Raw genomic sequence first — 24296 nt, forward strand, 5'->3', positions numbered from 1 at the left:
GTCTACATCGCTAGCATGTAGCCATGCTGATCATCCTCCCTCCTTCTGAGACCAAAGCACACGGCGGCAGCGGCGCGGCCCTGAACTGGGATGAGCTTTCTTTTCCCGCGCTGAACCCGATCCGCCAAGAAATCGCTGCAGAGTTGTCGTCCCTCGACGTCGATGAAGCGCTGGAGGTGCTCAAGCTCTCTGAGAAGTTGCGTGGGGAAGCCGAGTCCAACCGCGAGTTGGCTTCCTCCCCCACCATGCCCGCGCTGGAGCGTTTCACCGGCGTGCTCTACGACGCCCTCGACGCCCCCACCCTCCCTCCAGAAGCACGGAAGTACCTAGCCGTGGGCGATGCGCTCTTCGGGTTGCTGCGCGCCGATGACCTCATCCCGCACTACCGGCTCTCCGGTAGTACGAAACTGGGCGGGCGGACGCTGAAGTCTCAGTGGGGTACGGCGATCACGGATGAGCTACGCGCGCTTGTCGACGCTGGCGAGTTCCTCATCGACATGCGCTCGGGCACCTATCAGCAGCTGGGCAAGCTCAAGGACGCCGCCACCGTGCGCGTGGAGTCAGTGCAAGAGGATGGCTCCCGCAAGGTGGTCTCTCACTTCAACAAGCACTACAAGGGGGAGCTCGCTCGCGTACTCGCTCTCAAGGGCGAGAGCGTCTCCACTCTCGAGGATGCCGCCCGCGTAGCCCAAGAGTCGGGCATGAGCACCGAACTGCGCGGCACCGAGCTGGTGCTCGTGGTCTGATTTATCTATTTATCAATTTATCTACGCCCGCCGATTTATCTATTTATCTATTTATCTGGCTCAGGCAAAGCGGGGCCATTCAAACCAATGGGTTATAGCGCAAACTATTGCGCTTGAGCTCGCACTCAGTGGCGATAGAGATGCCGGAAGCAATTTTTCCACGCTCGCGAAGGCGGAACATGGCGTCCACGACGCGATCACGCAAACCCCACGGATCAATGGTGTTGATGTAGACCTTCGTGCCGCCCTCAAAGCCAGCCAAGGTCGATACCCTGAGCTTGAGCATGACGCGCCACGGCTGAGGCAGGTCCACGCTGGGCGGACGGTGGTGCCATTCTTCATTGCAGGCCACGTCCGGCCCCACCGCGGCGTGGGCCGCGTGAATCAGATCCGACATTCCACGTACTTCCTCCGGGTTCTGTTCCCACGGTTCACAGCGCGGTGACTTGGAGAAGATCTCCAGTGTGGGATAGCGGTGGCCAAATCCGGCGAAGAGCACCGCATAATCATTTTCTGCGATGACGAGGTTGCGCTTTGCCGCATAGCCCACAGCCCAGTCGTTGTACATGTTGGGGTGCGCACGCAGAATCGCATTTTCCTGGTGAGCGGCCATGCCCAGGGCGTCAATCGCGACGAGCTGCTTATGCAAGTGATCGAAGGACGCGCCCGCCGGTGCCAGCCAGTTCTGAAATACAGCGACATAGGAGGCATAGCGGTTGCGCTGGTAGAGCTCGCGCGTCGATTCCGCAGTGAACGTTGTCAGCAGGAAGTGCTCATCGGGGCTCAGCGTGCCGGAGGAGGCTAGCTGACTATCATCGACGGCCCCATCCACGAAGTGCCGTGAGGAGATAATGACATCATGTCCGCCGCCGAAGAAACCATCGGCGAGGGCGAGCAGAGAATCGTCGTCCAGCGCGGTATCCTTGCCCGCTGCCTTGAGCTTGGTGCGCACCACGTTAAGTACGTGCAGGCGCCCAGCCTCGTCGCCTTCGTACTTCTCCTTGTGCTGAGCCAGGTCTGGATCCATGGTGAAGCCATAGTTCTCGTGCCAATAGTCATAAGACACGATTTCAAAAAGGTTCGGAACGCGGCGAAACAGCGGCTGGGAGTTATCCAGCTCGTGGGGAAAAAGGCCGCGCTGAATCTCCCCCGAAGCCAAGATGCGGGACTTTTCCGGCGGGGTGTCCAGCATGCGCCCGGAGCAAAAAGCACAGCTGTGCGTCAAGGCATCAGGGCCCAGCGGATGCGGTTCCTTTGCCACATGCGCAAGCGGACGGTTGCCGCGTCCTGGCACGGTCCACACCTCTGTTCCGGAGAAAGGGTTGACCTGTTTGACGGTCCCATCCGCCATGGTCTGGATAGGTTCGACGCGGCTAAAAAGTGCTTCGCTCATGCTGCCCAGCGTAGACCTCCCCACCCGCCGGTGCGACTAGACTTAGGCCTCATGCAGCACCGATTCTTTGAAATAGATGTCTTCGCCACTGGGCCGTTTACCGGTAATCCCCTCGCCGTGGTTGCGGATGCCGATGGTTTGAGCACCGAAGAAATGCAGCGTATCGCACACTGGACCAATTTCTCTGAGACGACCTTCCTGTGCTCACCTACAGATCCTGGCGCGGACTACCGCGTACGAATCTTCACCCCGCACGAAGAGTTCCCCTTCGCCGGTCACCCCACGCTGGGCAGTGCGCGCGTCGCGGCGGAGCTATTAGGAAAGAGCGGGACCCTGATTCAGGAATGCGGTGTCGGGTTAGTCACCGTGCGCCAGGAAGAGGGCCGTTTCGCCTTCGCTACCCCGCCCTTACTGCGCCACGGGGAGCTCAGTGAGGCCGAGCGCTCCGAAGCAGCCGCCGTACTCGGAATCGATGAAGAGAGCATCGTTGACTCCGGCTGGGTGGACAACGGGCCTGGCTGGCGCTTGGTCCAGCTCGAATCTGCTGAAACCGTGCGGAAGCTTCGCCCCACGCCCACCCCCGGCGTCAAGGTCGGCGTGGTCGGCCTCACCGGGGATACGGAGCCGGCCTACGAGGTTCGCGCTATCACCGGGCAATTCGAGGACCCCGTCACCGGTTCCTTCAATGGCGGAGCCGCCCAGTTCCTCCGTGCCAAGGGCGCCGTTCCTGCCCGCTATACCGCGGCACAAGGCAGCCAAATAGGACGCGATGGCCGCGTCTTTATCGACGATGACGGGGACGAGCTCTGGGTAGGCGGCAACGTCCACATTCGCGTGCGCGGAACCCTGGGGTCCCGCGATGACTAAAAAGCCCCTGCCTTTTGAGCTGCACAATGATTTTGCCCAACGCCTGCCACAGATGGTCACGGCAAGCCGCGGGGAAGAACAGCCAGCTCCACGAATCGTGGCGCTCAATGAGCACCTAGCCGCCGAGCTCGGCCTCGACCCAGACTGGCTGCGCAGCGAGGACGGAATAGAGTTCCTCCTTGGCCGTGGAGCAGTCGCTCCGCACGCAATGGCCTATGCGGGCTTTCAGTTCGGGCAGTATAACCCGTCAATGGGTGACGGCCGCGCCCTCCTCTTGGGCGAACTCACCGGCCCCACCACCGCTCACAACCCCACGGGTCTGTGGGATCTGCATGCCAAGGGCACGGGGCTGGCTCCCTACTCGCGTTATGGCTCTGATGGGCGCGGCACGCTGCGCTCAATGCTGCGTGAGTATCTCTTCTCCGAGTCGATGCATGCCCTAGGTGTGCCCACCACTCGGTCGCTGGCGGTGCTCGCCACCGGTCGCCCCATCCAGCGCCAGATGGCGGAAGAGGCAGGGGTTCTCGTGCGGGTGGCCGCGAGCCACATTCGTGTCGGCTCCTTCCACTTCGCCGCGCACTCGCAGGTGCCTGGGCTACTAGAGAGCCTTGCCGCCTACACCAGTGAACGCCACTACCCCGGCGCCGACTTCCGGGAGCTATTCACGCACGTCATGGAGACACAAGCCGCGACGGTCGCCGGGTGGATGCAGCTGGGCTTCATTCACGGCGTAATGAACACTGATAACACCACGTTATCGGGCGAAACCATTGACTATGGCCCCTGCGCGTTCATGGAAAGCTATGACCCCAATACCTGGTTTAGCTCTATCGATACGCAGGGACGCTACCGCTTTGGGTGCCAGCCCGACATGTTGGGCTGGAACCTTGCGCGATTGGCGGAGTCACTGCTTCCGCTTATCGACGACTCCCCTGACACCGCCCTCACCTGGGCTCAAGAGGCCATCGATACCTTTGCGGACCGCTTCGAGAAAGCACGGCGAGTCGAAGCCCTGCAGCACTTGCAGCTGCCCGAAGAGCTTTTCCAGGATTACAACGCTGCCCTCGTGCAGGCCGCCCCGGACCTCACACAAGCCAACCGCAGCCTTGTCAGTGCCGCGGCGGGCGAGCCTGCGGCGGCCTATGAACTCCTCAAGGATAGAAGTTTCGTTGATGCCTACTGCGCAAGTAGCCCCGACGCTGTGCTGCTCGAGCGAACCGTGCCGCGCGTGATTCCTCGGCCGCGGCTGGTCGAAAGCGCTCTGGGCGATGCCGAAGAGTTCGCCCGTCTTCTGCACGCCACCACGCATCCTTTTGATGCTGCGCCGGAGTATGAGCAGCCCGGCGGCACCGAAGGCTATCTCACCTACTGCGGAACCTAAGAACCACGAGCACAAACAGAAGCAAACACACCACCGCCCCGAGGTCTCCGTAGGAAAGGAAACGGAGTCTCGGGGCGGCGGTGCGTCTCTATCTTTCACTGCCACGCTCCCGGTCGGTTTCTCAGGCCGACCGCCCCGCGTGGCTGGGGTTCTCTCTATCTCTCTCGCATGCGCTCTCTCAAACGCACACCATCATTATGGGGCGCTGTCCTTGGTGAAGCGTTCCGGTGCACTGAACGCTTCCTGCCAATTACTGAGAATTACCTGCGAGGGAATCGCCGACGGGGCGAAGAGCGAGATTACTTGGTGTCCAGCTGCAGAGTCTTCTGCGTGTACTCCCACATCTCGTTGTAGAGCTTCTTGTCCTTGGACAGCTTAGTTCCGTAGGAAGGAATCATCTCCTGGATCTTGTCGCCCCACTGAATCATGTTCTCACCGAAGCAGCGCTCCAGTAGCTCAATCATGATGGCTGGGGTGATGGAAGCACCCGGGGAAGCGCCAAGCAGACCAGCGATGCTGCCTTCTGGGTTGTTGATGAGGGTGGTGCCGAACTCCAAGGAGCCGAACTGCGGTGCACCCGCTGGCTTAATCACCTGGACACGCTGGCCGGCGATAACAGTCTCCCAATCAGCCGGGTCAGCGCTCGGGACGTATTCCTTCAGGGTTTCAACGCGCTTATCGAAGTCCTTGAGAACCTCAGTGACCAGGTACTTGGTCAGACCAAACTCCTGTGCTGCCACGCCCAGGTAAGAGGTGATGTTGTCCGGACGGATGGACTTGAACAGGTCCAGGTAGGAGCCCTTCTTCAGGAACTTCGGGGACCAGCCGCCGTAGGGACCAAACAGCAGGCCTTCTTCACCGTCGATGACACGGGTGTCCAGGTGCGGCACGGACATCGGCGGAGCGCCCACAGCAGCCTTGCCATAAACCTTTGCGTGGTGCTGCTTGACCAGCTCCGGGTTCTTGGAGCGCAGCCACAGGCCCGAAACCGGGAAACCGGCGAAACCAGAAACCTCACGGACACCAGCCTTACGCAACAGGTCGAGTGCGTAGCCGCCGGCACCGACGAACACAAACTTGGCGTGGACAGCCTGGTAGTCACCGGTGTGGAGGTTCTTTGCCACCACGCGCCACTTGGAACCCTCACGCTTGATATCAACGACCTCGTGGCCATAACGGATCTCGGTGCCGGCAGCCTTAGCGGCAGTGAAGAACTGCTTAGCCAGGGCGCCAAAGTTGACGTCGGTGCCCGCATCGGTCCACGAGATGGCAACCTTCTGGGAGTTGAAGTCACGGCCCTGGGACATCAGGGGCAGCTTCTCCTGGAAGGTGGCGTCATCGTCGCTGAACTGCATGTTCGGGAACATGTGGTTATCCTTCAGCGCGTCGAAGCGGCGCTTCAGGTAATCCACCTGGATGGAGCCCTGTGCAAAGGACACATGCGGAACCGGGTTGATGAAGGCCTTCGGGTCCGTCAGGATGCCGTTGTTGAGCTGGTGGGACCAGAACTGGCGAGAAACCTGGAACTTCTCATTGATATTCATAGCCTTGGAAACATCAATGCGGCCGTTCTTTTCTGGGGTGTAGTTCAGCTCGCACAGCGCGGAGTGGCCGGTACCGGCATTGTTCCACGGGGAAGAGGACTCAAGCGCAGGGCCGTCCAAACGCTCGAAGACCATCTGCGTCCAGCTGGGCTCGAGCTCACGCAGCATGGCGCCGAGGGTGGCGCTCATAATACCTGCACCAATGAGTGCGACCTCAACCTCGTCTACTACTTGTGCTGTCTTCTTATCGGAGGACACTGTACTTATTACCTCTTTGAGTCGATGTATTCGTTGTGGTCAAGTGCCCTGCGCATGTGGGTACACAGGGCGCGGTGAGAAAGCGCTCGACGATGCTAGGAAGCAAACCGGCATACAGACCCCCTACGAGAGGTCCGTCAAGCATTAATTCCACTTTACGCCCCTAAATGAGAAATAGGCATTCCTGGGAAAATAAATGCCCGAATATGAAACCACTACCCCTTTTGTGGTGCAGGACAACTGTGGCTAGCGCTCCGCCCCGCCGGACGCACCTGACTGTACGGCCTATCATGAGCTCCATGACATATGACGAACTCGAATGGTCAACAGATCTCCTCGGGCCCGATTTCCAAGCCGCCACCCTTGAACTCGGCGCCGACCCTGATGGCGAGGGCGATGTGTGCGCGACGCTCGTGCGCTACTGTCCCGACACGGATGCCCACGATGACCGCCCCGCCTTGGTGTGGGTCCATGGCATGACGGATTACTTCTTCCACGATCACGTAGCGCGCTATTTCTATGAGCTCGGCTATGCCTTTTATGCTCTCGACTTGCGCAAGTGCGGGCGCTCCCGGAGGGACGGACAAACCTGGCATTACATCAGCGATATGAAGTATTACGATGCCGACCTCAACGCGGCTCTCGACGCCCTCCCCAACCCGCGTGTCGTCATCATGGGCCACTCCACCGCCGGCACCATCATCGCACTCTGGCTTGATCGCCTTCGCCGCCAGGACCGCGAACACTTCACCCGCATCTCCGGTGTCGTCTTCAACAGCCCCTGGTTGGCCATGATGGGAATGGCGGATAAGACTTATGAGGTGCTCAAGCACGTCATCTATGCCGGCGCTGCCATCGCCCCAAAATTCCCGATTCCCGGAGGCGATCTCACTGCCTACGGGGAATCTATCCATTCCGAAGAGCAGGGCGACTGGGAATTCGACCGTCGCCTCAAGCCACTGGGCGGGCACCCGAAATACCTGGGCTGGGTAGCAGCGGTCTTCCATGGCTTCGACGCGATCCATTCCGGCCGCATCAACATGGGACTCCCTCTGCTGACCATGACTTCAGGGCGTTCCGAGCTCAATCAGCCTTATAGCGAATCCTCTAACACCGCCGATGTTGTCGTCGATGTGCGCCAGAGCCAGCGATGGGCCAAGGAGCTCAGCGCCCGTTACACGCTCCACGTTGTAAATAATGGGCGCCACGATCTCTTTCTTTCCCGCCCCGAGCCGCTGCAGGAAGCATTCTCCACCGCCGCGGAATGGTTGCGCGCCGTGGCCCCTCTTGAGACGGATTAGACTCGCCCGCCTCGCACTTTTCGGCCTGCACGGGTTGCGGCTAGGCAGCCTCTAGAATGGTCGGCATGACTTCCGCACAGCACTTTGACCTCGTCATCATCGGCACTGGGTCGGGAAATTCAATCCCCTCCCCTGAGTTCGACGATAAATCCATCGCCGTCATCGAAAAGGGAACCTTCGGCGGAACCTGTCTCAACGTGGGCTGCATCCCAACGAAGATGTACGTCTACGCTGCCGACGTGGCACTCGCCGCGCGCGAGGCAACCCGTCTTGGGCTCAGCGCCCACGTGGATGCTGTGGATTGGGACGGCATTGTCGAGCGCGTATTCCACAACCGCATCGATCAGATCGCCCGCGGCGGCGAAGAGTACCGCCGTGGCGAGGAAACGCCCAATATTACAGTCTTTGATCAACATGCTCGGTTCATCGGACCGAAAACCCTGCAAGCGGGCGATGACATCATCACCGGTGACAATATTGTTATTGCTACCGGCTCACGCCCTGTACTGCCCGAACCCTATGCCAGCTCTTCCGTGCCGGTCCACACCAACGAGGACATCATGCGGCTTGAGAAGCAGCCGCGTAGCCTCATCGTGGTCGGTGGCGGCTACATCGCCATGGAATTTGCCCACGTCTTCGACGGCCTGGGGACGGAAGTGACCGTGGTCAACCGCTCGGAGAAGTTCCTCCGGTTCCTTGACGAAGACTTAAGCTCCCGGTTCAACGACATCGCACGCGAACGTTTCGACGTACGCATTGGCACCGCCACAGCACTAGAGGAAACCGCAGACGGTGTACGCCTCACCTTGGATAACGGTGATGTCGTGGAGGCGGAAGCCATCCTCGTGGCCACCGGCCGCCAGCCCAACGGCGATCAGATGGATCTTTCTACCAGCGGTATTGAAATGCACGAGGACGGGCGCATCAAGGTCGACGAGTTTGGTCGCACGACCTGCGAGGGCGTGTGGGCGCTCGGCGATGTCTCCTCTCCTTACATGCTCAAGCACGTAGCCAATGCGGAGCAACGAGCGGTACAGCACAATCTGTTGCATCCTGAAGACCTCCGTCCCATGCCGCACGAGCACATCCCCGCTGCCATTTTCACCCACCCGCAAATTGCGACGGTGGGACTTACTGAGGCACAAGCCCGCGAAGAGGGCTATGACGTCACGGTGAAGGTGCAGAACTTTGGCGACGTTGCCTATGGATGGGCTATGGAAGACTCAACAGGCATCTGCAAGCTCGTGGCCGATCGTGCCACCGGCAAGCTCCTCGGCGGCCACATCATGGGCCCACAAGCGTCCACTCTTATACAGCAGTTGATCACTGCCATGGTCTACGACCTTGATATACGCGAGTTCGCTCGCTCGCAATACTGGATCCACCCGGCACTGCCAGAAGTAGTGGAAAACGCAGTTTTGGGACTAGAGTGGCAGGAGTGAAAGTTACATCGGATTGAGTGATCTTTTTCACATTGCGATTAAACTAATTTCACCAAAAGCCCTGAACCGCACTACAAGCACTTTTTAACACCAACAACATCTGTCAGCACCCTTTCAGAATTTCACCCATTTTGGGGGTGATAGCCGTGAGGGCTTAAAAGAAGACTCAAACTGACGTGCATTTTGCCTGACCGTTGGCTAGGTTAATTACAGACACCGGAACGAGCCGATACTCTCTACCGGCTCAGTGTGTTTTGGGGATACCAAAATAATCCCTATCCCTGTAAATCAAAGCCTCCTACTCTGGAGGCTTTGCACGTACGACTCTAAGGACTTTTGATATGCGTATCCGCAATGCAGCCATCGCCGGCGCTACTGCTCTCGCTGTTGCTTTCGGCGGCTCCACCGTCGCTTTCGCTGAGGACGCCAACGGCTCCGCTCAGGAGAACACCAACTCTTCCGCTTCCACCGACAACGGCTCCTCCTCCGCTGAGGACAACACCAACTCCGAGGCTTCCCTGTCCTCCAAGATTGGTGACTGGTTCTACGTTAATGAGAACGACAACAAGGGCACTGCGGCTGACGGCCGCGCCATCTTCGGCTCCTCCAAGCACGAGAACTGCGATGCTGACGAGACCGAGGAAGAGTGCACCACTCTCGGCGACCAGCCGGCTTGGGCCAAGGCTTTCTACGGCCTGGGCATCGCTAGCGCCATCGCTTCCGTAGCTGGCTTCATCGGCGTTGTGTACAACTTCTTCGTCCACGGCCCGTCCTTCTAAGACGTCTCCCTTACACACTTTTTCCGAAAGGTTTAAATTTCATGCGTAACTTCCGCACCGCTGCCGTTGCCGCTGCAACCGCCGCTTCCGTTGCTTTCGCCGGCACCTCCGTTGCCTTCGCTGCAGAGGACAACGAGACCGAGAACACCTCCTCTTCCAACCTGTCCTCCGCATACGACAAGGTCAAGGAAGACGACTCCGACGAGACCCTGTCCTCCAAGTGGGGCACCGCTACCGAGAAGGACAGGAAGGTCACCGGCGAGGACCTCTTCGGCAAGAAGCGCGCCGAGGATAACCCGCAGTGGGCTGAGATCTGGCGTGGCGGCACCTACGCTGCCCTCGGCACCGCAATTGCAGGCGCCCTGTTCGCTGCCTACAACTTCGCTGTGTACAACAACATCGTTCCGGCACACGTGCTGGACCCGATTTTCCGCCGCTAATTAAGTTGCGGGTACGCTGACTGACTCAGCGCACTTCATTAGCGCCCATCCTCGCATCGTGGGGGTGGGCGCTTTTGCATGCCTAGGCACCGATGAACTGTGGAGATACTCTAACTCTCTTAATAATTGCTGAGTGAATTGCTACAGTGGTGTGCCCGACAGGGGGATTTGGCGGCCTCAAGTAAACATCTAAGAGTGGTGCCGTTCCAGTGAATCCTGTCAATGTTTACGCTAGAATCGCTCAAGTGACTTGGGGCACCCTATAGTTACTCCAGTTCCTACGAGGTTTAAAAGGATTCACACTATGCGCATTCGCAAGGCCACCATTGCCGGTGCTACCGCTCTCGCTGTTGCATTCGGCAGCACCACCGTTGCTTCCGCTGCAGAGGGTAGCAGCAACGATTCCGCTACCAACTCTTCCGCAACCGCTGGTGAGCAGCAGGGCACCCAGAAGGCAGGCGGCTCCTCCGCACTGGGCAAGGCGCTCGAGGCTGACAAGGAAGCCAACGGCCAGAACATCTTCGGTCAGAACTCTTCCATCTCCAGCGAGCCGAAGTGGGCACAGGCCCTCGCTGGCATCGGCATCGTCGCCACCATCATCACCATCGCCGGTGGTCTGGTTGGCCCGGCGCTGAACTACCTCAAGTTCGGCATGTAGTTCTCCTCCCTACTCTTCTACCCCACTACTTTTTGAAAGGCTCCACACAAGATGCGTAAATTCCGCACCGCCGCCGTTGCTGCTGCAACCGCCGTCACCGTCGCCTTCGCTGGCACCACCGTTGCTTCCGCTGCTGAAGCTGTTGAGGGCTCCGGCCTGACCGAGGAGCAGGTCCAGAAGGAACTCCAGGAAGACGCGACCTCCTCCGAAATGTCCTCCGCACTCTCCTCTGAGGGCGAGGGCTCTCTCTCCTCCAAGCTGGGTGGCGTGACCGACGGCAACATCACCGGAAAGGGTGCTGACGCCTTCGGCTCCACCAAGAACCCGTCCCAGGTTCCGCAGTGGCTGGACCTCTGGCGTGGTGGCACCATCGCTATGGTTGCCGCTGCTGCTGTTTCCTCCGCTGTTGCCGCCTACAACTACGCTGTGTACTCCGGCGTTATCCCGGACTACGTTGGCCAGGCCATCAAGAACGTCTCCTTCTAGTCACGTTCATTGCTGGCAGCACAAAGCCCTCCGCCTCCCGTGCGATTCACGGTGAGGCGGAGGGCTTTGTTTCTGCTTGGGAAGTGTTTAAGCGCTCGGCGCTTAAACGCTAGGCCTCATCCGGCAGGGTGAGGATCTCGTTGCCGTCATCGGTGATCACGATGGTGTGCTCGAACTGAGCGGTGAACTTTCCATCCGTGTTCTGGACGGTCCAGCCGTTATCCCAAATCTCATAATCCAGCGAGCCCAGGTTAATCATCGGCTCGATGGTCAAGGTCATTCCGGGCTCGAGGATGTCTCGGTAGGTCATGGAATCGTAGTGCAGCACAACCAACCCGTTGTGGAAAGTAGGGCCTACGCCGTGCCCGGTAAAGTCAGTGACCACGTTGTAGCCGAAACGGTGAGCATAAGACTCGATGACGCGTCCGATGACGTTAATCTCACGGCCCGGCTTAGCGGCCTTAATGCCGCGCATCATCGCTTCCTTGGTGCGCTCTACCAGCAACTTGTGTTCCTCGGTGACGTTGCCGGCAAGGAAAGTAGCGTTGGTATCGCCGTGGACACCATTCTTGAACGCAGTGACATCGATATTGACAATGTCACCGTCCTCAATCACCGTGGTATCCGGGATGCCGTGGCAGACAATCTCATTGAGGGAAACACAGCAGGATTTCGGGAAACCCAGGTATCCCAGCGTCGACGGGTATGCGCCGTGGTCACACATGTACTCGTGCGCGACGCGGTCAATCTCATCCGTGGTCACACCGGGAGCCACAGCCTTTCCCGCCTCCTGAAGGGCGTTGGCGGCAATCCGGGAGGCTTCACGCATGGCCTCAATAACCTCCGGGGTCTGCACGAATGGCTCGCCCTGGGCTTCCTGGACCGTGTCCTTCCACACGTACTCCGGGCGCTCAATATCCTTCGGTACCTTGCGGATTGGGGTATCTTTTTCTTGTTTCAGCATCGCGCGCTTAGTCATAACTACTCATGGTAGCCCTCTTGCCCAGCGCCCGACAAAGAGCACCAACGGCGCCCTAACGAGCGCGCCCTACTGTTCTTGTGCGGGAGGAACCTCGCCGTGGCCTTCCGCGCGGAGGGCGTCCAGACGCTGCAGGAAGTTATCAGTGATGTTGACCGAAATCGTCGAGCCGCCGCCCAAAACGACGAGTGTCGCAAAAGCAATGTCATCATCCCGGAATCCGGTGAACCAGGCATGCGAGCCGCCATTGATTTCCGCCTCACCGGTCTTGCCATAGACAGTGCCCTGGGCCTGCATTCCTGCGGCGGTACCGCTCGCCACCACCTGGCGCATCATGTCGCGAACTTGTGCCAGAGTTTCCTCGCTGGGTGCAGGGACCTGCTCGGAAACCTTGGTTTCGCGTGACTCGATGAGCGTCGGCGTCGGAGTCTTGCCTGCCGCGACCGTCGAAGAGACAAGCGCCATGCCAAAGGGCGACACTAGGTCCAGACCCTGGCCATAGCCAGCTTCCGTGCGCTCCAGAGGCGTTTCGCCCTCCGGGACGGAGCCGGTAAGTGTCGACAGCCCCGGCACCTCATAGTCGATGCCCAGGCCATATTGCTTGCCCACATCACGCAACTCACCTTTCGGAAGCTCCGTCGAGATCTGCGCGAAAGTGGTGTTACAGGATTGCGCGAAGGCTTGGCGCAGCGGCACCGAGCCCAGGGAGAAACCGTTGTAGTTGGTCACGGTGCGCCCGTACAGGTCCATGGTGCCGGGGCAGGGCACGATGGAGTCGGGGGAAAGGCCTTGCTTATCGACGCCCGCCGAAGCCGTAATGATCTTAAACACCGAGCCGGGAGGGAACTGACCTTGGAGGGCGATGTCACCCTTCTTATCCGCCTCCGGGGTTTGGGCTACGGCAAGTATCTCGCCCGTCGAGGGGCGCATGGCCACGATCATGGCCTCATACTCGGGGCGCAGGTTAACGGCCTCTTGCGCGGCACGCTGGACGTCATAGTCCAACGAAACTTTGACGGAAGGGGCCGCCTCGGGCTCGTGATACTCGACGTCGGAAAGCGCGGCGCCATGTTCGTTGACTACCGAGACGGACCAGCCATTTGTTCCGTCGACTTCCTCGGAGACCAGAGACCGCACTCGGGCGAGAATGTCTGGGGCTAAACCGGTATCGCGAGTGATGAGCGCTGGCTCCTCGTTGAAGCGAATCCCCCTCTGGTTCTCCAGAACCGGGCGCAGTCGTGCTGCCTGCGCCTCGTTGAGCATGGCGACCGAATAAGCACCATCGACATCTTCGAGATTCTTGGCCAGCTCACCAGAATCAATTTCGGGGAAGGAATCATCCTCCCGATGCGCCTGGCTCAGCGCGCCGGATACTTTCGCGGCGACGGGGCGTGCGTCGTCTACCGCGTCGGTGTCGACGACGAGCCGGTATTGCAAGCCCGGAGACATGAGTTCCACCCCATCGGAGGAGACAACGCCTGCGCGCTTCGGCGCGATCGAACGCAGCTCAAGATGCTGGTGCGCGCCGAGATCAGGATGGATGATGCTGGGCTGCCAGCGCACGGTCCAATCCTTATCCTTGCGCGTCAAGGCCATGGACGTGTCATAGCGCAAGGAACGATTGCGCGGCAGGGCCCACGTCACTGAATAGTGCGCAGTCGCCTTGGCTTCCTCCTGTTCAACGTCGGTCAATTCAACGTCGAGGCCCTCTGCTTGCAGGCCCGCGAAGGTTGCGTCGAGAGTGTTCGTGGCGGTGGTGCTGTCATCAACGAGCTGCGCCAAGTCCTCATTGTTGCGGGTTTCCATGTCTTCTAGGAATTGCTCAGCAACTGGGCGTGCGGACACCGGCTTGGGGGTACATCCCACCAAGGACGACGCCGCGATGCTTGCCGCACCGAGCAGCGCCACGAACTTCTTCATGATTGGGCAGCGTAGCAGCCAAGGGCGGCCTGACGGCCGCCCCACACCGCAGGTGGACTACTTGGTAACGCGAACCTCAGCCTTGGCGCCTTCCACGGCTTCCAAGCCCTGCTCTTCTGCCAGACGCATTGCCTCTTCGATGAGCGTTTCCACAATCTTGGATTCAGGAACGGTCTTGATGACCTCACCCTTAACGAAGATCTGGCCCTTGCCGTTACCGGAAGCTACGCCAAGGTCAGCGTCGCGGGCCTCGCCCGGACCGTTCACCACGCAGCCCATGACGGCCACGCGCAGCGGGAACTCCATACCGTCGAGGCCCTCGGTGACCTCGTTAGCCAGCTTGTAGACGTCCACCTGTGCGCGACCACAGGACGGGCAGGAGACAATCTCCAGCTTGCGCGGGCGCAAGTTGAGGGACTGCAGAATCTGGTCGCCGACCTTGATCTCCTCGACCGGGTCCGCGGACAAGGACACGCGGATGGTGTCACCGATGCCTTCGGCAAGCAGGGCACCGAAAGCGACCGAAGACTTGATGGTGCCCTGGAATGCGGGGCCGGCCTCGGTAACACCGAGGTGCAGCGGGTAGTCACACTGAGCGGCGAGCTGGCGGTAGGCCTCCACCATGACGACCGGGTCATTGTGCTTCACAGAAATGGCGATATCGCCATAGCCGTGCTCCTCGAAGAGACCAGCCTCCCACAGTGCAGACTCAACGAGAGCCTCCGGGGTAGCCTTGCCGTACTTTTCCATGATGCGCTTGTCCAAAGAACCGGCGTTGACACCAATGCGAATCGGAATGCCAGCATCGCCGGCGGCCTTCGCAACCTCCTTGACGCGGCCATCGAATTCCTTGATGTTGCCCGGGTTGACGCGTACCGCAGCACAGCCGGCATCGATGGCGGCAAAGATGTACTTGGGCTGGAAGTGGATATCTGCAATCACCGGGATCGGGGACTTCTGCGCAATCGCTGGCAAAGCCTCCGCATCAACCGTCTTTGGGCAGGCAACGCGAACGATATCGCAGCCGCTGGCGGTCAGCTGTGCAATCTGCTGAAGGGTAGCGTTGACGTCGTGCGTCTTCGTTGTGGTCATCGACTGCACGGAGATGGGGTGGTCAGAGCCCACGCCAACCTGGCCAACCATGAGCTGACGCGTCTTGCGGCGCGGCGCCAAGGTGGGAGGTGGGCCGTCGGGAATACCAAGACCAATAGGGGTCGACATGTGTGCTCCTTGCTAATTGGGTTTTAACGCCCCTACTCTAGCACCGCGCACGACAGCGGGAGCAGGCAGCTAGATCACTAGCCAAACAGCCGAATTGGGTTGACCACGTCCGCAATCATGATGAGCGCACCCACCGCCATCAGAACAAAAGCCAGCGCATAGGTCACCGGCATGAGCTTGGTGTAATCCGCCGGCCCCTTCGGTTCCTTGCCCATAAGACGGCGCAGGGCATCACGAATCTTCTCGTAGAAAATGACGGCGATGTGACCGCCGTCAAAAGGCGGAAGCGGAATGAGGTTGAACAGCGCGAGGAAGAAATTGAGGGTGGCCAGCATCATAAAGAAGGAGGACCACAGACTGCGCTCCACCAGCTCGCCGCCCACGCGGGAGGCACCCACCACAGACATGGGCCCGTTGACATCACGCTCCTGCCCGAAGATAGAAGCCACCACACCCGGAATCTTTGCCGGGAATTGGGCGATGCCCTGGACGGTGGCGTTCAAGGCATCTCCCGAATAACGAGCGGTGGCCGGGATAGCGTCGACAAAGGAGTAGGTCTCCCTGATATCGATAATCTGGTTGGTCATGCCGATGGCACCGACCTTCACCAGCTGCCCCTCCGCGTTGAGCCGGGTCACTGTTGCAAGCGTGATATCGAAATCACGCGGTGCACCATCCCGCTCGACGGTAAGGGTGACGATGTCACCGGGGTAGTTCATGACGGTATCACGAAGCTGCGCGAAGGAGTCCATCGTTTCGCCGTTGAGCGCGACAACGATATCCCCTGGTTCCACACCCGCTTCGCCGGCTGGGCCCAGCCCCTGGCAGGGTTCTAATTCGCCCTCGGCATTCTGATTCGCGGCACAGGAGACCTCCCCTACACGCGGGCGAACATCCGCGTCTGGGTTGGGCAAGCCCGTGGTCATTGCGATCATCAACAGGATAATGAATCCCAACAGCAGGTTGACTGTGATACCACCGGCCAGCACGATGATCCGCTGCCACGCCGGCTTCTTGTACATGGCATAGGGCGCTTCTTCCTCCGTGAGGAACTCATCCTGCGCCGTCATGCCCGCGATATCACAAAAGCCACCTACCGGAAATGCCGCAAGGCCATACTCGGTGTGGCCACGTGTAAAAGAGGCGACGCGCGGCCCAAAACCGATGAAGTAACGCCGCACCCGCATCCCGAAGGCACGGGCAGTAAACATGTGGCCTGCCTCGTGTAAGGCAACGGTGATGCCGATCCCCACAGCGAAGAGGATAATACCGAGGACATGTGCCATAAACTACGGGGCTTTCTAACGAGCGAGCGAATCCACCATCGCATTAGCGCGACGGCGGGCCTCACCTTCCACGGCGAGGACATCATCGACGCTAGAGGGTACACCAGCAAACTCTGAGGCCTGCCCCACGACGTGGCTAACCACGTCCACAATTTCCGGGAAGTGAATACGGCCCGCCAGGAAAGCAGCTGCTGCCTCCTCGTTCGCGGCGTTATATACGGCAGCGTGGGTGCCTCCGGCAGCGGCCACCTCACGGGCAAGGCGGACGGCCGGGAAGGCTTCGTCATCGAGCGGCTCGAAGCGCCACTCATGCGCGGTGGAAAAGTCCAGCGCCGGCTGCGCGCCTGGCACGCGGTGCGGCCAGTCCAGTGCCAAGGAGATCGGGAGCTTCATCGACGGCGGGGAGCATTGTGCAATCGTGCAGCCATCGGTGAAGGTGGCCATGGAATGCACGATGGATTGGGGGTGGACGGTGACGTCAATGAGGTCCGGGTGGACGTCGAAAAGCAGCGTCGCCTCGATGAGCTCCAGCCCCTTATTCACCAAAGTCGCCGAATTCAGGGTGTTCATCTGCCCCATCGACCACGTCGGGTGCTGTGCTGCCTGCTGTGGGGTGACATCCCACATCTCCTCGCGGGTCCACCCGCGGAAAGGACCACCGGAGGCGGTGAGTACGAGGCGCTCAAGCTCCACGCCGCTGCCTGCGCGCAGGCACTGCGCCATGGCGGAATGCTCGGAATCCACCGGGATGATCTGGCCCTCCCCCGCCAAGCGGGTCACGATGGAACCACCGGCAACGAGGGATTCTTTGTTCGCCAACGCCAATAGTTCGCCCTTCTCCAAGGTGGCGATGGTGGAGGCCAAGCCCATGGAGCCCACAAGCGCGTTGAGGACCTTATCGGCGTCCACCGCCTTGACCAGCTCCTCAGCAGAGTCTGGGCCCGAGAGCACGGTGCCACCGAGGGCGTCGGAAACGGTGCGTGCCGCATCGGGCTTGGCGACGGCCACGTGGTCAAACGAAAGGTTGAGGGCACGAGCCTGCTCAATGACGAGCTGCGGGTTGGAACCGCCGGCGGCGATACCCACGACTGTGAACTTATCTGGGTTATCCGCGATAACGTCCAGAGCCTGGGTGCCAATCGAGCCTGTAGAGCCGAGAATAAGAATGCGTTGGGTACTCACCCTTTCAACCCTAGCTGGTCAACCCAAGCAAGAGTCGTGAGCGCTGCACTAGCGATAGTCGGGGGTGTTTAATCGCGGTTATCGGCAGGATCATTTAAACTACTACACAGAATAACTGGCATTTTTCGTGCGCTCGCTCGAATCAATGAGTTCTAAGCAGGGCGAGCTGCATGTACACGCAAAGGAGAGCAAGTGTCTTCCCACAAGCCGGCATCGCAGGTTTTCGACGGCGTATCCACCGATGACGTCCCGTCCGCAGGTTTTGGTTGGTCCCGGATCAGCCGCTCGGGCGTACAGATCGCTGGTTGGACGTCCGTCGTGTTCCTGCTTGCTTATAACTTTGGTAACCACAAGGGCCACGTGGAGACGATTTGGCTCTTCGCCCTGGCAATCCTGATTGCCCTTGGTTTGGTCATTTACGCTCTGCAGCCAAAGCTCTCCCAGGTACGCACCCTGACCGCCCGTAACAAGCCGGTAGGCCACGAGGAGCCGGACTGGGCATATGAGCAGAAGACTGTTCACAACGTCTACGCCTCCCTGACCGATGATGAGCTGCGCGCCCTCAACATTGAGCCCTCCCGCGTTGCTCACCTCCGCGGTGTTTCCGAAGGCCGCCACGCTGCCAAGCCGGTGACCAACTAAAGCTTCTTCGCTTTAAACGAAGCTCCCTCTCCTACCAGTTCAAGGTTTGAACTGGTAGGAGAGGGAGCTTTTTCTATCTGTCCTGCCCCCTAACTCACATAGCGATTCACCGTGGCATAGATTTCCGGCGTCCGCTCTTGTGCCCTGTTTCCGGCGAACCGCCAGACACCGGCGTAGACAAGAGCCGGAACCAGCAGCGAAACTATCATTGCGACAAACAACAGCGACCCACCTCGCTCGTAAGCGAGGACAGAGATCACAATGCCGGGAAGCGCGGGCACCCACACCAACAGCATGCCGACAAACGCAGTGAGGAAAGCACCAGCAGAATAGCCAGACTTATCGTTCCACCGGTTCTGCCCAGGAGCGGACAAGGGATAAGGGTTCAGCACGGTCAGGCCCAAGCCCACCGCCGCCGTAGAGATAAACACACCTACGGCCACAGCTGTGCACAACAAGCCCAAGGTGAAGTTCTCACTAAAGACAAGAACCACTACGGCAAGCAGAACGAACCCAAGAAAAGGAATAGTCACGTGTGCGAGGTGGCGCGCATGAAGGATGGTGCGTGGGGCAACCGGCGCCACCATGTGGACCCAATTCGATGGCCCATCGAAGCCATAATCATTAGCCAAGAGCGAAGAGAGCACGATGGCGCTGAAACAGAGCATAAAATAGGCGGTGAAATCATCGCCCCGCCACAACTGATAGAGCGTCAGCACACCAAACAGAGGCATCATATACAGCATGCCCGTTTGCCGCTTATCACGGGTGAGATAACGCAACGCGCGGGTATATTCCATCGCCGCAGGGCTGGAATAAGACCACGCGCCCAGCTCCAACTTGGATACCCCCTTTCCTGTCACCTCGCTGGCTACGTCACCACCTGCTCCCGGATTGCGCATGAGGCCGGATATCTGACGCGACCACATCCAACCCAGTAGGCCAAGGCTGGCCGCCGCGATGAGCAGTTGGGCTAGGGCGGTGAGGAAGTGGCCGTCGGCAAGCGCGAGCGCCCACCCCACCCCTGCACCAAACGGTGTCCAGGCGCTGATCGCGCCCACGGTGTGAAGCGGCGGCAAGGACTCCAGAACGCTCTGCGCCTGCAGCATGCCAAAGACCAGGAGACCCATAACCACCATTGCCGCAATTTGGGTGCGGGATTTCTGGGAATCCGCGATGGCAGAAGCCACTTGACCAAGGCATTCGCCGAAGATGATGGTCGTCACGCACGATAAAACCATGCCCACGGCGAAGGGCGCTGCAGCCCACCCGGGCCCCGTCAGGATGAGGAAAATGCTGCCGATGATCGCATACACCAGGGAAAAGACGACCGACATGATGGCACGGGTGGTCAGCAGGCCGGCAAAGAACAAGCCCGGAAGGACCTCGCGGGGAGTCAACGGAAGTGCGCCCAGAGTTGTCGGACTCAATTGGTTCTCCCCCGCCGGCATGAAGAGAGCGAGGAGAACGTAGATGAGCATGCCGCCTGCCACCCCGACGGTCAGCGCTTGGTAACCGTGGCCCGGGGTGGTGATATCGGAATACACCATGAATGCGAGCGACAAGAGGCCGATCGCCCCGTAAATCAGCATCATGAGCCCCATCATGAGCGTCGCCGGATTGGAGGAAACGCTTCGCCACCACAGAGTGCGATGAAGGCTGAACAGAGTGGATGTCATTCGCGCTCACCTGCCGACGGGGAGCGCAGCCACCCAAACTTCGAGGCATCCAGATCCCGTCCGCCGACGGCAGCGATAAATAGATCGCTCAGGCTTTGGCCCTGGCGGACATCGTCAACGTGTCCCGCAGTGATGACTTGGCCGCCGTTGATGATGGCGACGTGATCACACAGCCCCTCGACGAGCTCCATGACGTGTGAAGACAAAATGACTGTTCCGCCACGCGAGGCATAGGCGCGCAGCATCTGCTGGATAAGGCGTCCAGAGACCGGATCCACTGCTTCCAGCGGCTCATCCAAGATGAGCACCTCTGGGTTGTGCAGGACGGCTCCTGCTAAGAGGATCTTCTTGGTCATGCCGGCGGAATAATCCGCGATGCGCTTATCGGCGGCATCGGAGAGGGAGAGGGCGTCGAGAAGCTCCTGCGCACGGCGCAGCGACTCGGTGCGCTCCAGTTTGTGCAAAGCACCGAGGTAGTGCAAATACTCCGCGCCCGTGAGGCGATCAAAGACCGGTGCCCCATCCATGAGCAAGCCCATGGCCTGCTTGGCGGGAATGGGCTCCTCCCACACATTGTGGCCAGCGATGAAGCTCTGGCCCGAATCGGGGCGCTGGAGACCACAGGCCATGGTCAACATCGTGGTTTTACCCGCGCCATTCGGCCCCACTATCCCGTAAATGGAACCGCGCGGGACGTCCAGGTTGAGGTGGTTAACGGCGATCTGAGAACCAAAGGACTTACGCAAATCGCGCACAGCCAGAGCCTGGGTGCGCGGATCAGCGGCTAAGTCCTCACGATAAGGATGAGTCATAAGCATTAACGGTATCAAGAACCATTAATGCTTTGTTCTCCGGAAAAACTATTGTTAGGAAACTGTAAGCAGGGCCCTTACGCGGTCTCGCGCTCATCAGCGGCGAGCTGGCCACAAGCCGCAGCGATTTCATCACCCTTGGTATCACGCACGGTGCAGGGCACGCCCTGCGCGATGACGCGGCGAACGAACTCGTCCTGGCGCGCCTTCGGGGCAGCGTCCCACTCCGAGCCTGGTGTGGGGTTGAGCGGAATGACGTTGACGTGGACCTTAGAGCCCAGTGCCGCATGGAGCTTCCTGCCCAACATGTCGGCGCGGAAATCCTGATCGTTCTTATCGCGGATCAACGCATACTCGATAGACACGCGGCGGCCCGACTTATCGGCGTAGTACTTAGCGGCATCGAGCACTTCTTCAACCGGCCAGCGGTTGTTAACCGGCACGAGGGTATCGCGCAGTTCGTCGTCCGGGGTGTGCAGGGAGACTGCGAGGGTGCAGGATAACTCCTCATCCGCGAGCTTACGGATGGCCGGTGCCAAGCCGACCGTGGACACCGTGACATTGCGCTGGGAAAGGCCGAAACCGGTGAGGTCAGAGCCAGTAATCTGGCGCACCGCATGGACCACGCGTTTGTAGTTGGCCAGCGGCTCGCCCATACCCATGAAGACAACGTTGCTGAGGCGCCCGCCTTCTTCTTCCATGAGGCGAGCAGCGTGCCTAAACTGCTCCACGATTTCCGCGGTGGACAGGTTGCGATCCAAACCTCCCTGGCCGGTGGCACAGAATGGGCAGGCCATGCCGCAGCCAGCCTGGGAGGAGATACACAGGGTGGCGCGACCTGGGTAGCGCATGAGCACGGACTCCAACAGGGTGCCATCGTGCAAACGCCACAGGGACTTGGTGGTTTCCCCATCGTCGGTGGAGGTTTGCCGAATGGGCTCCATGAGCGTGGGGAACAAACGCTCCTGGACCGCCTCGCGGGCGGCGGCCGGGATATCCGTCATCTCGGAAACATCGGCGGTGTGGTGGACGTAGTAGTGCTTGGCCAGCTGCTTTGCCCGGAACTTGGGCAGGCCAAGTTCCGCGAGCACCTCAATGCGCTCGGCCTGGGTCAAGTCCGCGAAGTGCTTCGGGGGTAACCCGCGGCGCGGAGCGGAGAAATTCAGTTTCAGTGGTTCAGCCATGGTAGAGCCCATTTTCCACGTTTTCGGCCACATTATCCAATCTAAGCTCTGCTGGAGTGGCGAAAGTGACATCTCACCCTATTTAATAGATACATGACGAATCCAGAAAACTCCCCTGAGGAATTCCGTACCACCACCCCGGCTGAGGAGCCGCTGACTGATTACACCGCGGAAGCCCCCGCCACCGAAGGCTCAGTAGAGCCAGTTCCAACCACGCCGGATTATGAGAACAAGAATGAAGGCAAGGTGAAGGGCTCCTTCGCTGCCAGCACGTGGATTGCCCTGATCGTGGGCTTCCTGCTGCTCATCGTCCTCATCATCTTCATCCTGCAGAACCAACACCAGGTACCGCTGAACTTCCTTAACTGGTCCGTCCAGTTCCCGGCGGGCGTCACCTACCTCATCTGCGCCATCGCCGGTGCCCTTATCATGGCCCTCGTCGGCGGCTGGCGCATGTTCGAGCTGCGCCGCCAGGTACGCAAGCAGGCTCGCCGCTAAACCTAAGGTGCAAGGGTGGTGAGGAAACTCATCGCCACCCAGGTCACCATCGCGGAGGGCAGCATGCCGTCCAAACGGTCCATGATGCCGCCGTGCCCCGGCAGCAAGGCGGACATATCTTTGATTCCCAGTTCGCGCTTGAACTGGGATTCCACTAAGTCACCGAGAGTGGCGCAGAAAACCAGCCCCAAGCCCATCAGCGCGCCTACCCACGGCTTGTGGTGAAGAAGGAATGCGAAAGAAAGCGCACCGGTCAGGGTGCCGAAGACTACGGAGCCGGCAAAGCCTTCCCATGATTTTTTAGGGCTCACCGCCGGTGCCATGGGGTGCGAGCCAAACATCACGCCGGCGATGAAACCACCGGTGTCTGAGGCGACCACGCAGAGCATAAACACGACAATCGACGCCGCCCCCGAAGCAAACGGCGTTTCCACCCGTGAGAGCATCGCGGCAAACGTGCCGAACAAGGGGATCCACGTCAGCACGAAGATGCCCATCGACATATCGCGAAGATAGTTAATCGGCGGGCGGTGCCTGCCGTTATGGAAGAGGCGCCCAAACATGAGGGCTAGGACCGCGACCACATACACCGCAACAAGGCCCGGGGCATTAAGAAACCACGAGACCCAGAGCATTGCCTGGCCGAGAACGATCAGCAGGGTGCGTGGGACATAGTAGGAGTGCTCCCGCAGCCGAGTCAGCACTTCCCACATGCCCAAGCCCACCGCGGCGGCGACGACGAGGTACCACACAAGAGGCCCAGCCCACACCGCGAAGACGACGAGCGCGCCTAGGCCGACGCCGACGGCAATTGCCGCGGGCATATCTCGCCCCGCAGAATTCTTGGGTTTGGGCATCCGACTCGAGTGCTCAGTGCTCACGCATGCTCCTCATCTCATCGTGGGTGATCTGGCTCTACACAGAAAAGACCGCCGTGCTGGCCGGTGCCTGGCGCGGCGGCAAATCAAAGCTCTAAAAGTGCGGAGGCTAGACCTCCATGAGCTCCTCTTCCTTATTGGCGACGAGCTTGTCCACCTGCTCGATGTAGCCGGAGGTAATCTTTTCCATCTCCTTCTCGGCAGCGATAACCTCGTCCTCGCCGGCGTCACCATCCTTCTGCAGCTTCTTGAGCTGTTCCATCGCACGGCGGCGGATATTACGGATAGCAATCTTGCCGTCCTCGCCCTTGCTCTTGGCCATCTTGACCATGTCGCGGCGGCGTTCTTCAGTGAGCTGCGGGATGGTCACGCGCAGCACCTGTCCGTCATTGGTCGGGTTCACGCCCAGATCTGAGTTACGGATTGCGTTCTCAATCTCGTTCATCACGGACTGCTCATAAGGCTTGATAAGCAGCATGCGCGGCTCTGGGACCGAGATGGTGGCCATCTGGGTAATCGGGGTCGGCACACCGTAGTACTCAGCAACCAGGCCGTTAAACATAGCCGGGTTGGCACGGCCAGTGCGGATGGTAAGCAGCTGCTCGCGGGTGTGCTCAACCGAAGCGGTCATGTGCTCTTCAGCTTCGAGCTGGATCTCGTCGATCATGAGGGTTACAACTCCCTTGAAATAGTCAAAAATACTGGGAAAGAATTTAGCAG

Annotated in this window: 23 protein-coding genes; 11 read left to right on the plus strand and 12 right to left on the minus strand. The window is 59.8% G+C overall.

Annotation, left to right across the window (positions count from 1 at the left end; genetic code table 11):
* Nucleotides 1-23: 23 nt before the first annotated feature.
* Nucleotides 24-746 (plus strand): peroxide stress protein YaaA, encoded by a 723-nt coding sequence (gene yaaA, locus QP363_RS00100; RefSeq protein ID WP_284761906.1) that lies wholly within the window; start codon nt 24-26, stop codon nt 744-746.
* 79 nt (nt 747-825) lie between these two features.
* On the opposite strand, the gene QP363_RS00105 is transcribed toward yaaA, so the two are convergent.
* On the minus strand, nt 826-2139 hold the full coding sequence (locus QP363_RS00105) for a DUF4921 family protein (protein ID WP_210399732.1): 1314 nt from the start codon (nt 2137-2139) through the stop codon (nt 826-828).
* Between the two features lie 51 nt (nt 2140-2190).
* Here QP363_RS00105 and QP363_RS00110 point away from each other — a divergent pair, with 51 nt between their 5' ends.
* Together QP363_RS00110 and QP363_RS00115 are read left to right on the plus strand one after the other, a co-directional pair.
* Nucleotides 2191-3006: a PhzF family phenazine biosynthesis protein gene (locus QP363_RS00110; protein ID WP_284761907.1), complete on the plus strand. Its 816-nt coding sequence runs from the start codon at nt 2191-2193 to the stop codon at nt 3004-3006.
* A complete protein-coding gene (locus QP363_RS00115; protein ID WP_284761908.1) occupies nt 2999-4387 on the plus strand; it encodes a protein adenylyltransferase SelO family protein in 1389 nt (462 codons plus the stop codon). Before QP363_RS00110 ends, QP363_RS00115 begins: the two co-directional genes overlap by 8 nt.
* A gap of 299 nt (nt 4388-4686) precedes the next feature.
* Here QP363_RS00115 and mqo read toward each other — a convergent pair whose 3' ends face one another.
* Nucleotides 4687-6189: a malate dehydrogenase (quinone) gene (gene mqo, locus QP363_RS00120; RefSeq protein ID WP_070718059.1), complete on the minus strand. Its 1503-nt coding sequence runs from the start codon at nt 6187-6189 to the stop codon at nt 4687-4689.
* A gap of 299 nt (nt 6190-6488) precedes the next feature.
* Here mqo and QP363_RS00125 point away from each other — a divergent pair, with 299 nt between their 5' ends.
* From QP363_RS00125 to QP363_RS00150, 6 genes are all read left to right on the plus strand, one after another.
* Nucleotides 6489-7490 carry an alpha/beta hydrolase gene (locus tag QP363_RS00125; protein WP_070718057.1) on the plus strand — a complete coding sequence of 334 codons (1002 nt, stop codon included), beginning with the start codon at nt 6489-6491 and terminating at the stop codon, nt 7488-7490.
* Between the two features lie 56 nt (nt 7491-7546).
* The gene (gene mtr / locus QP363_RS00130; RefSeq protein WP_284761909.1) at nt 7547-8932 is read left to right on the plus strand and encodes a mycothione reductase; all 1386 of its coding nucleotides are present in this window, start codon (nt 7547-7549) and stop codon (nt 8930-8932) included.
* 341 nt (nt 8933-9273) lie between these two features.
* A complete protein-coding gene (locus QP363_RS00135; protein ID WP_070445621.1) occupies nt 9274-9711 on the plus strand; it encodes a hypothetical protein in 438 nt (145 codons plus the stop codon).
* A gap of 41 nt (nt 9712-9752) precedes the next feature.
* Nucleotides 9753-10151, plus strand: coding sequence for a hypothetical protein (locus QP363_RS00140; RefSeq protein ID WP_070445619.1), 399 nt, complete (start codon nt 9753-9755; stop codon nt 10149-10151).
* A 304-nt stretch (nt 10152-10455) separates the two neighbouring features.
* Nucleotides 10456-10809, plus strand: a complete 354-nt coding sequence (locus tag QP363_RS00145) for a hypothetical protein (RefSeq protein WP_284761910.1) — start codon at nt 10456-10458, stop codon at nt 10807-10809.
* Between the two features lie 51 nt (nt 10810-10860).
* The gene (locus QP363_RS00150) at nt 10861-11295 is read left to right on the plus strand and encodes a hypothetical protein (RefSeq protein ID WP_284761911.1); all 435 of its coding nucleotides are present in this window, start codon (nt 10861-10863) and stop codon (nt 11293-11295) included.
* 109 nt (nt 11296-11404) lie between these two features.
* Here the strand turns inward: QP363_RS00150 and map are convergent, their stop codons facing one another.
* From map to dxr, 5 genes are all read right to left on the minus strand, one after another.
* Complete coding sequence (gene map, locus QP363_RS00155) at nt 11405-12274, minus strand: type I methionyl aminopeptidase (protein WP_070527034.1); 870 nt, start codon at nt 12272-12274, stop codon at nt 11405-11407.
* A gap of 69 nt (nt 12275-12343) precedes the next feature.
* Nucleotides 12344-14194 carry a penicillin-binding transpeptidase domain-containing protein gene (locus QP363_RS00160; RefSeq protein WP_284761912.1) on the minus strand — a complete coding sequence of 617 codons (1851 nt, stop codon included), beginning with the start codon at nt 14192-14194 and terminating at the stop codon, nt 12344-12346.
* 57 nt (nt 14195-14251) lie between these two features.
* Nucleotides 14252-15415: a flavodoxin-dependent (E)-4-hydroxy-3-methylbut-2-enyl-diphosphate synthase gene (ispG, locus tag QP363_RS00165; RefSeq protein ID WP_070445607.1), complete on the minus strand. Its 1164-nt coding sequence runs from the start codon at nt 15413-15415 to the stop codon at nt 14252-14254.
* Between the two features lie 77 nt (nt 15416-15492).
* Nucleotides 15493-16701, minus strand: coding sequence for an RIP metalloprotease (locus QP363_RS00170; RefSeq protein WP_284761913.1), 1209 nt, complete (start codon nt 16699-16701; stop codon nt 15493-15495).
* Between the two features lie 15 nt (nt 16702-16716).
* Nucleotides 16717-17883 (minus strand): 1-deoxy-D-xylulose-5-phosphate reductoisomerase, encoded by a 1167-nt coding sequence (gene dxr / locus QP363_RS00175; RefSeq protein ID WP_284761914.1) that lies wholly within the window; start codon nt 17881-17883, stop codon nt 16717-16719.
* A gap of 192 nt (nt 17884-18075) precedes the next feature.
* Between dxr and QP363_RS00180 the strand changes: the two genes are divergently transcribed.
* Nucleotides 18076-18525 carry a DUF2631 domain-containing protein gene (locus QP363_RS00180; protein WP_070520063.1) on the plus strand — a complete coding sequence of 150 codons (450 nt, stop codon included), beginning with the start codon at nt 18076-18078 and terminating at the stop codon, nt 18523-18525.
* A gap of 89 nt (nt 18526-18614) precedes the next feature.
* Here QP363_RS00180 and QP363_RS00185 read toward each other — a convergent pair whose 3' ends face one another.
* From QP363_RS00185 to rlmN, 3 genes are all read right to left on the minus strand, one after another.
* Complete coding sequence (locus QP363_RS00185) at nt 18615-20204, minus strand: ABC transporter permease (RefSeq protein ID WP_284761915.1); 1590 nt, start codon at nt 20202-20204, stop codon at nt 18615-18617.
* The gene (locus QP363_RS00190; protein ID WP_284761916.1) at nt 20201-21022 is read right to left on the minus strand and encodes an ABC transporter ATP-binding protein; all 822 of its coding nucleotides are present in this window, start codon (nt 21020-21022) and stop codon (nt 20201-20203) included. The genes QP363_RS00185 and QP363_RS00190 overlap by 4 nt, the downstream gene beginning before the upstream one ends.
* A 71-nt stretch (nt 21023-21093) precedes the next feature.
* On the minus strand, nt 21094-22200 hold the full coding sequence (rlmN, locus tag QP363_RS00195) for a 23S rRNA (adenine(2503)-C(2))-methyltransferase RlmN (protein ID WP_253286934.1): 1107 nt from the start codon (nt 22198-22200) through the stop codon (nt 21094-21096).
* Nucleotides 22201-22293: 93 nt separating this feature from the next.
* Here rlmN and QP363_RS00200 point away from each other — a divergent pair, with 93 nt between their 5' ends.
* On the plus strand, nt 22294-22698 hold the full coding sequence (locus tag QP363_RS00200) for a lipopolysaccharide assembly LapA domain-containing protein (RefSeq protein WP_070643833.1): 405 nt from the start codon (nt 22294-22296) through the stop codon (nt 22696-22698).
* Nucleotides 22699-22700: 2 nt separating this feature from the next.
* On the opposite strand, the gene QP363_RS00205 is transcribed toward QP363_RS00200, so the two are convergent.
* Nucleotides 22701-23555, minus strand: a complete 855-nt coding sequence (locus QP363_RS00205) for a phosphatidate cytidylyltransferase (protein WP_174878629.1) — start codon at nt 23553-23555, stop codon at nt 22701-22703.
* Nucleotides 23556-23685: 130 nt separating this feature from the next.
* Entirely contained in the window at nt 23686-24243 is a 558-nt protein-coding gene (gene frr / locus QP363_RS00210; RefSeq protein ID WP_010190379.1) for a ribosome recycling factor, read from the minus strand.
* Between the last annotated feature and the right edge of the window lie 53 nt (nt 24244-24296).

This window comes from Corynebacterium sp. UMB6689, from assembly GCF_030215295.1.
GTDB classification, from domain to species: Bacteria; Actinomycetota; Actinomycetes; order Mycobacteriales; family Mycobacteriaceae; genus Corynebacterium; species Corynebacterium aurimucosum.

Bases quoted from the DNA above. Each gene is read 5' to 3' on its own strand.
- QP363_RS00200 (WP_070643833.1), top strand. From the start codon at position 22,294: ATGACGAATCCAGAAAACTCCCCTGAGGAATTCCGTACCACCACCCCG.
- QP363_RS00185 (WP_284761915.1), bottom strand. From the start codon at position 20,204: ATGACATCCACTCTGTTCAGCCTTCATCGCACTCTGTGGTGGCGAAGC.
- QP363_RS00125 (WP_070718057.1), top strand. From the start codon at position 6,489: ATGACATATGACGAACTCGAATGGTCAACAGATCTCCTCGGGCCCGAT.
- yaaA (WP_284761906.1), top strand. From the start codon at position 24: ATGCTGATCATCCTCCCTCCTTCTGAGACCAAAGCACACGGCGGCAGC.
- QP363_RS00190 (WP_284761916.1), bottom strand. From the start codon at position 21,022: ATGCTTATGACTCATCCTTATCGTGAGGACTTAGCCGCTGATCCGCGC.
- QP363_RS00145 (WP_284761910.1), top strand. From the start codon at position 10,456: ATGCGCATTCGCAAGGCCACCATTGCCGGTGCTACCGCTCTCGCTGTT.
- rlmN (WP_253286934.1), bottom strand. From the start codon at position 22,200: ATGGCTGAACCACTGAAACTGAATTTCTCCGCTCCGCGCCGCGGGTTA.
- QP363_RS00115 (WP_284761908.1), top strand. From the start codon at position 2,999: ATGACTAAAAAGCCCCTGCCTTTTGAGCTGCACAATGATTTTGCCCAA.
- map (WP_070527034.1), bottom strand. From the start codon at position 12,274: ATGACTAAGCGCGCGATGCTGAAACAAGAAAAAGATACCCCAATCCGC.
- QP363_RS00105 (WP_210399732.1), bottom strand. From the start codon at position 2,139: ATGAGCGAAGCACTTTTTAGCCGCGTCGAACCTATCCAGACCATGGCG.
- QP363_RS00135 (WP_070445621.1), top strand. From the start codon at position 9,274: ATGCGTATCCGCAATGCAGCCATCGCCGGCGCTACTGCTCTCGCTGTT.
- ispG (WP_070445607.1), bottom strand. From the start codon at position 15,415: ATGTCGACCCCTATTGGTCTTGGTATTCCCGACGGCCCACCTCCCACC.
- QP363_RS00150 (WP_284761911.1), top strand. From the start codon at position 10,861: ATGCGTAAATTCCGCACCGCCGCCGTTGCTGCTGCAACCGCCGTCACC.
- QP363_RS00170 (WP_284761913.1), bottom strand. From the start codon at position 16,701: ATGGCACATGTCCTCGGTATTATCCTCTTCGCTGTGGGGATCGGCATC.
- mtr (WP_284761909.1), top strand. From the start codon at position 7,547: ATGGTCGGCATGACTTCCGCACAGCACTTTGACCTCGTCATCATCGGC.
- QP363_RS00110 (WP_284761907.1), top strand. From the start codon at position 2,191: ATGCAGCACCGATTCTTTGAAATAGATGTCTTCGCCACTGGGCCGTTT.
- frr (WP_010190379.1), bottom strand. From the start codon at position 24,243: ATGATCGACGAGATCCAGCTCGAAGCTGAAGAGCACATGACCGCTTCG.
- QP363_RS00205 (WP_174878629.1), bottom strand. From the start codon at position 23,555: ATGCCCAAACCCAAGAATTCTGCGGGGCGAGATATGCCCGCGGCAATT.
- QP363_RS00160 (WP_284761912.1), bottom strand. From the start codon at position 14,194: ATGAAGAAGTTCGTGGCGCTGCTCGGTGCGGCAAGCATCGCGGCGTCG.
- QP363_RS00140 (WP_070445619.1), top strand. From the start codon at position 9,753: ATGCGTAACTTCCGCACCGCTGCCGTTGCCGCTGCAACCGCCGCTTCC.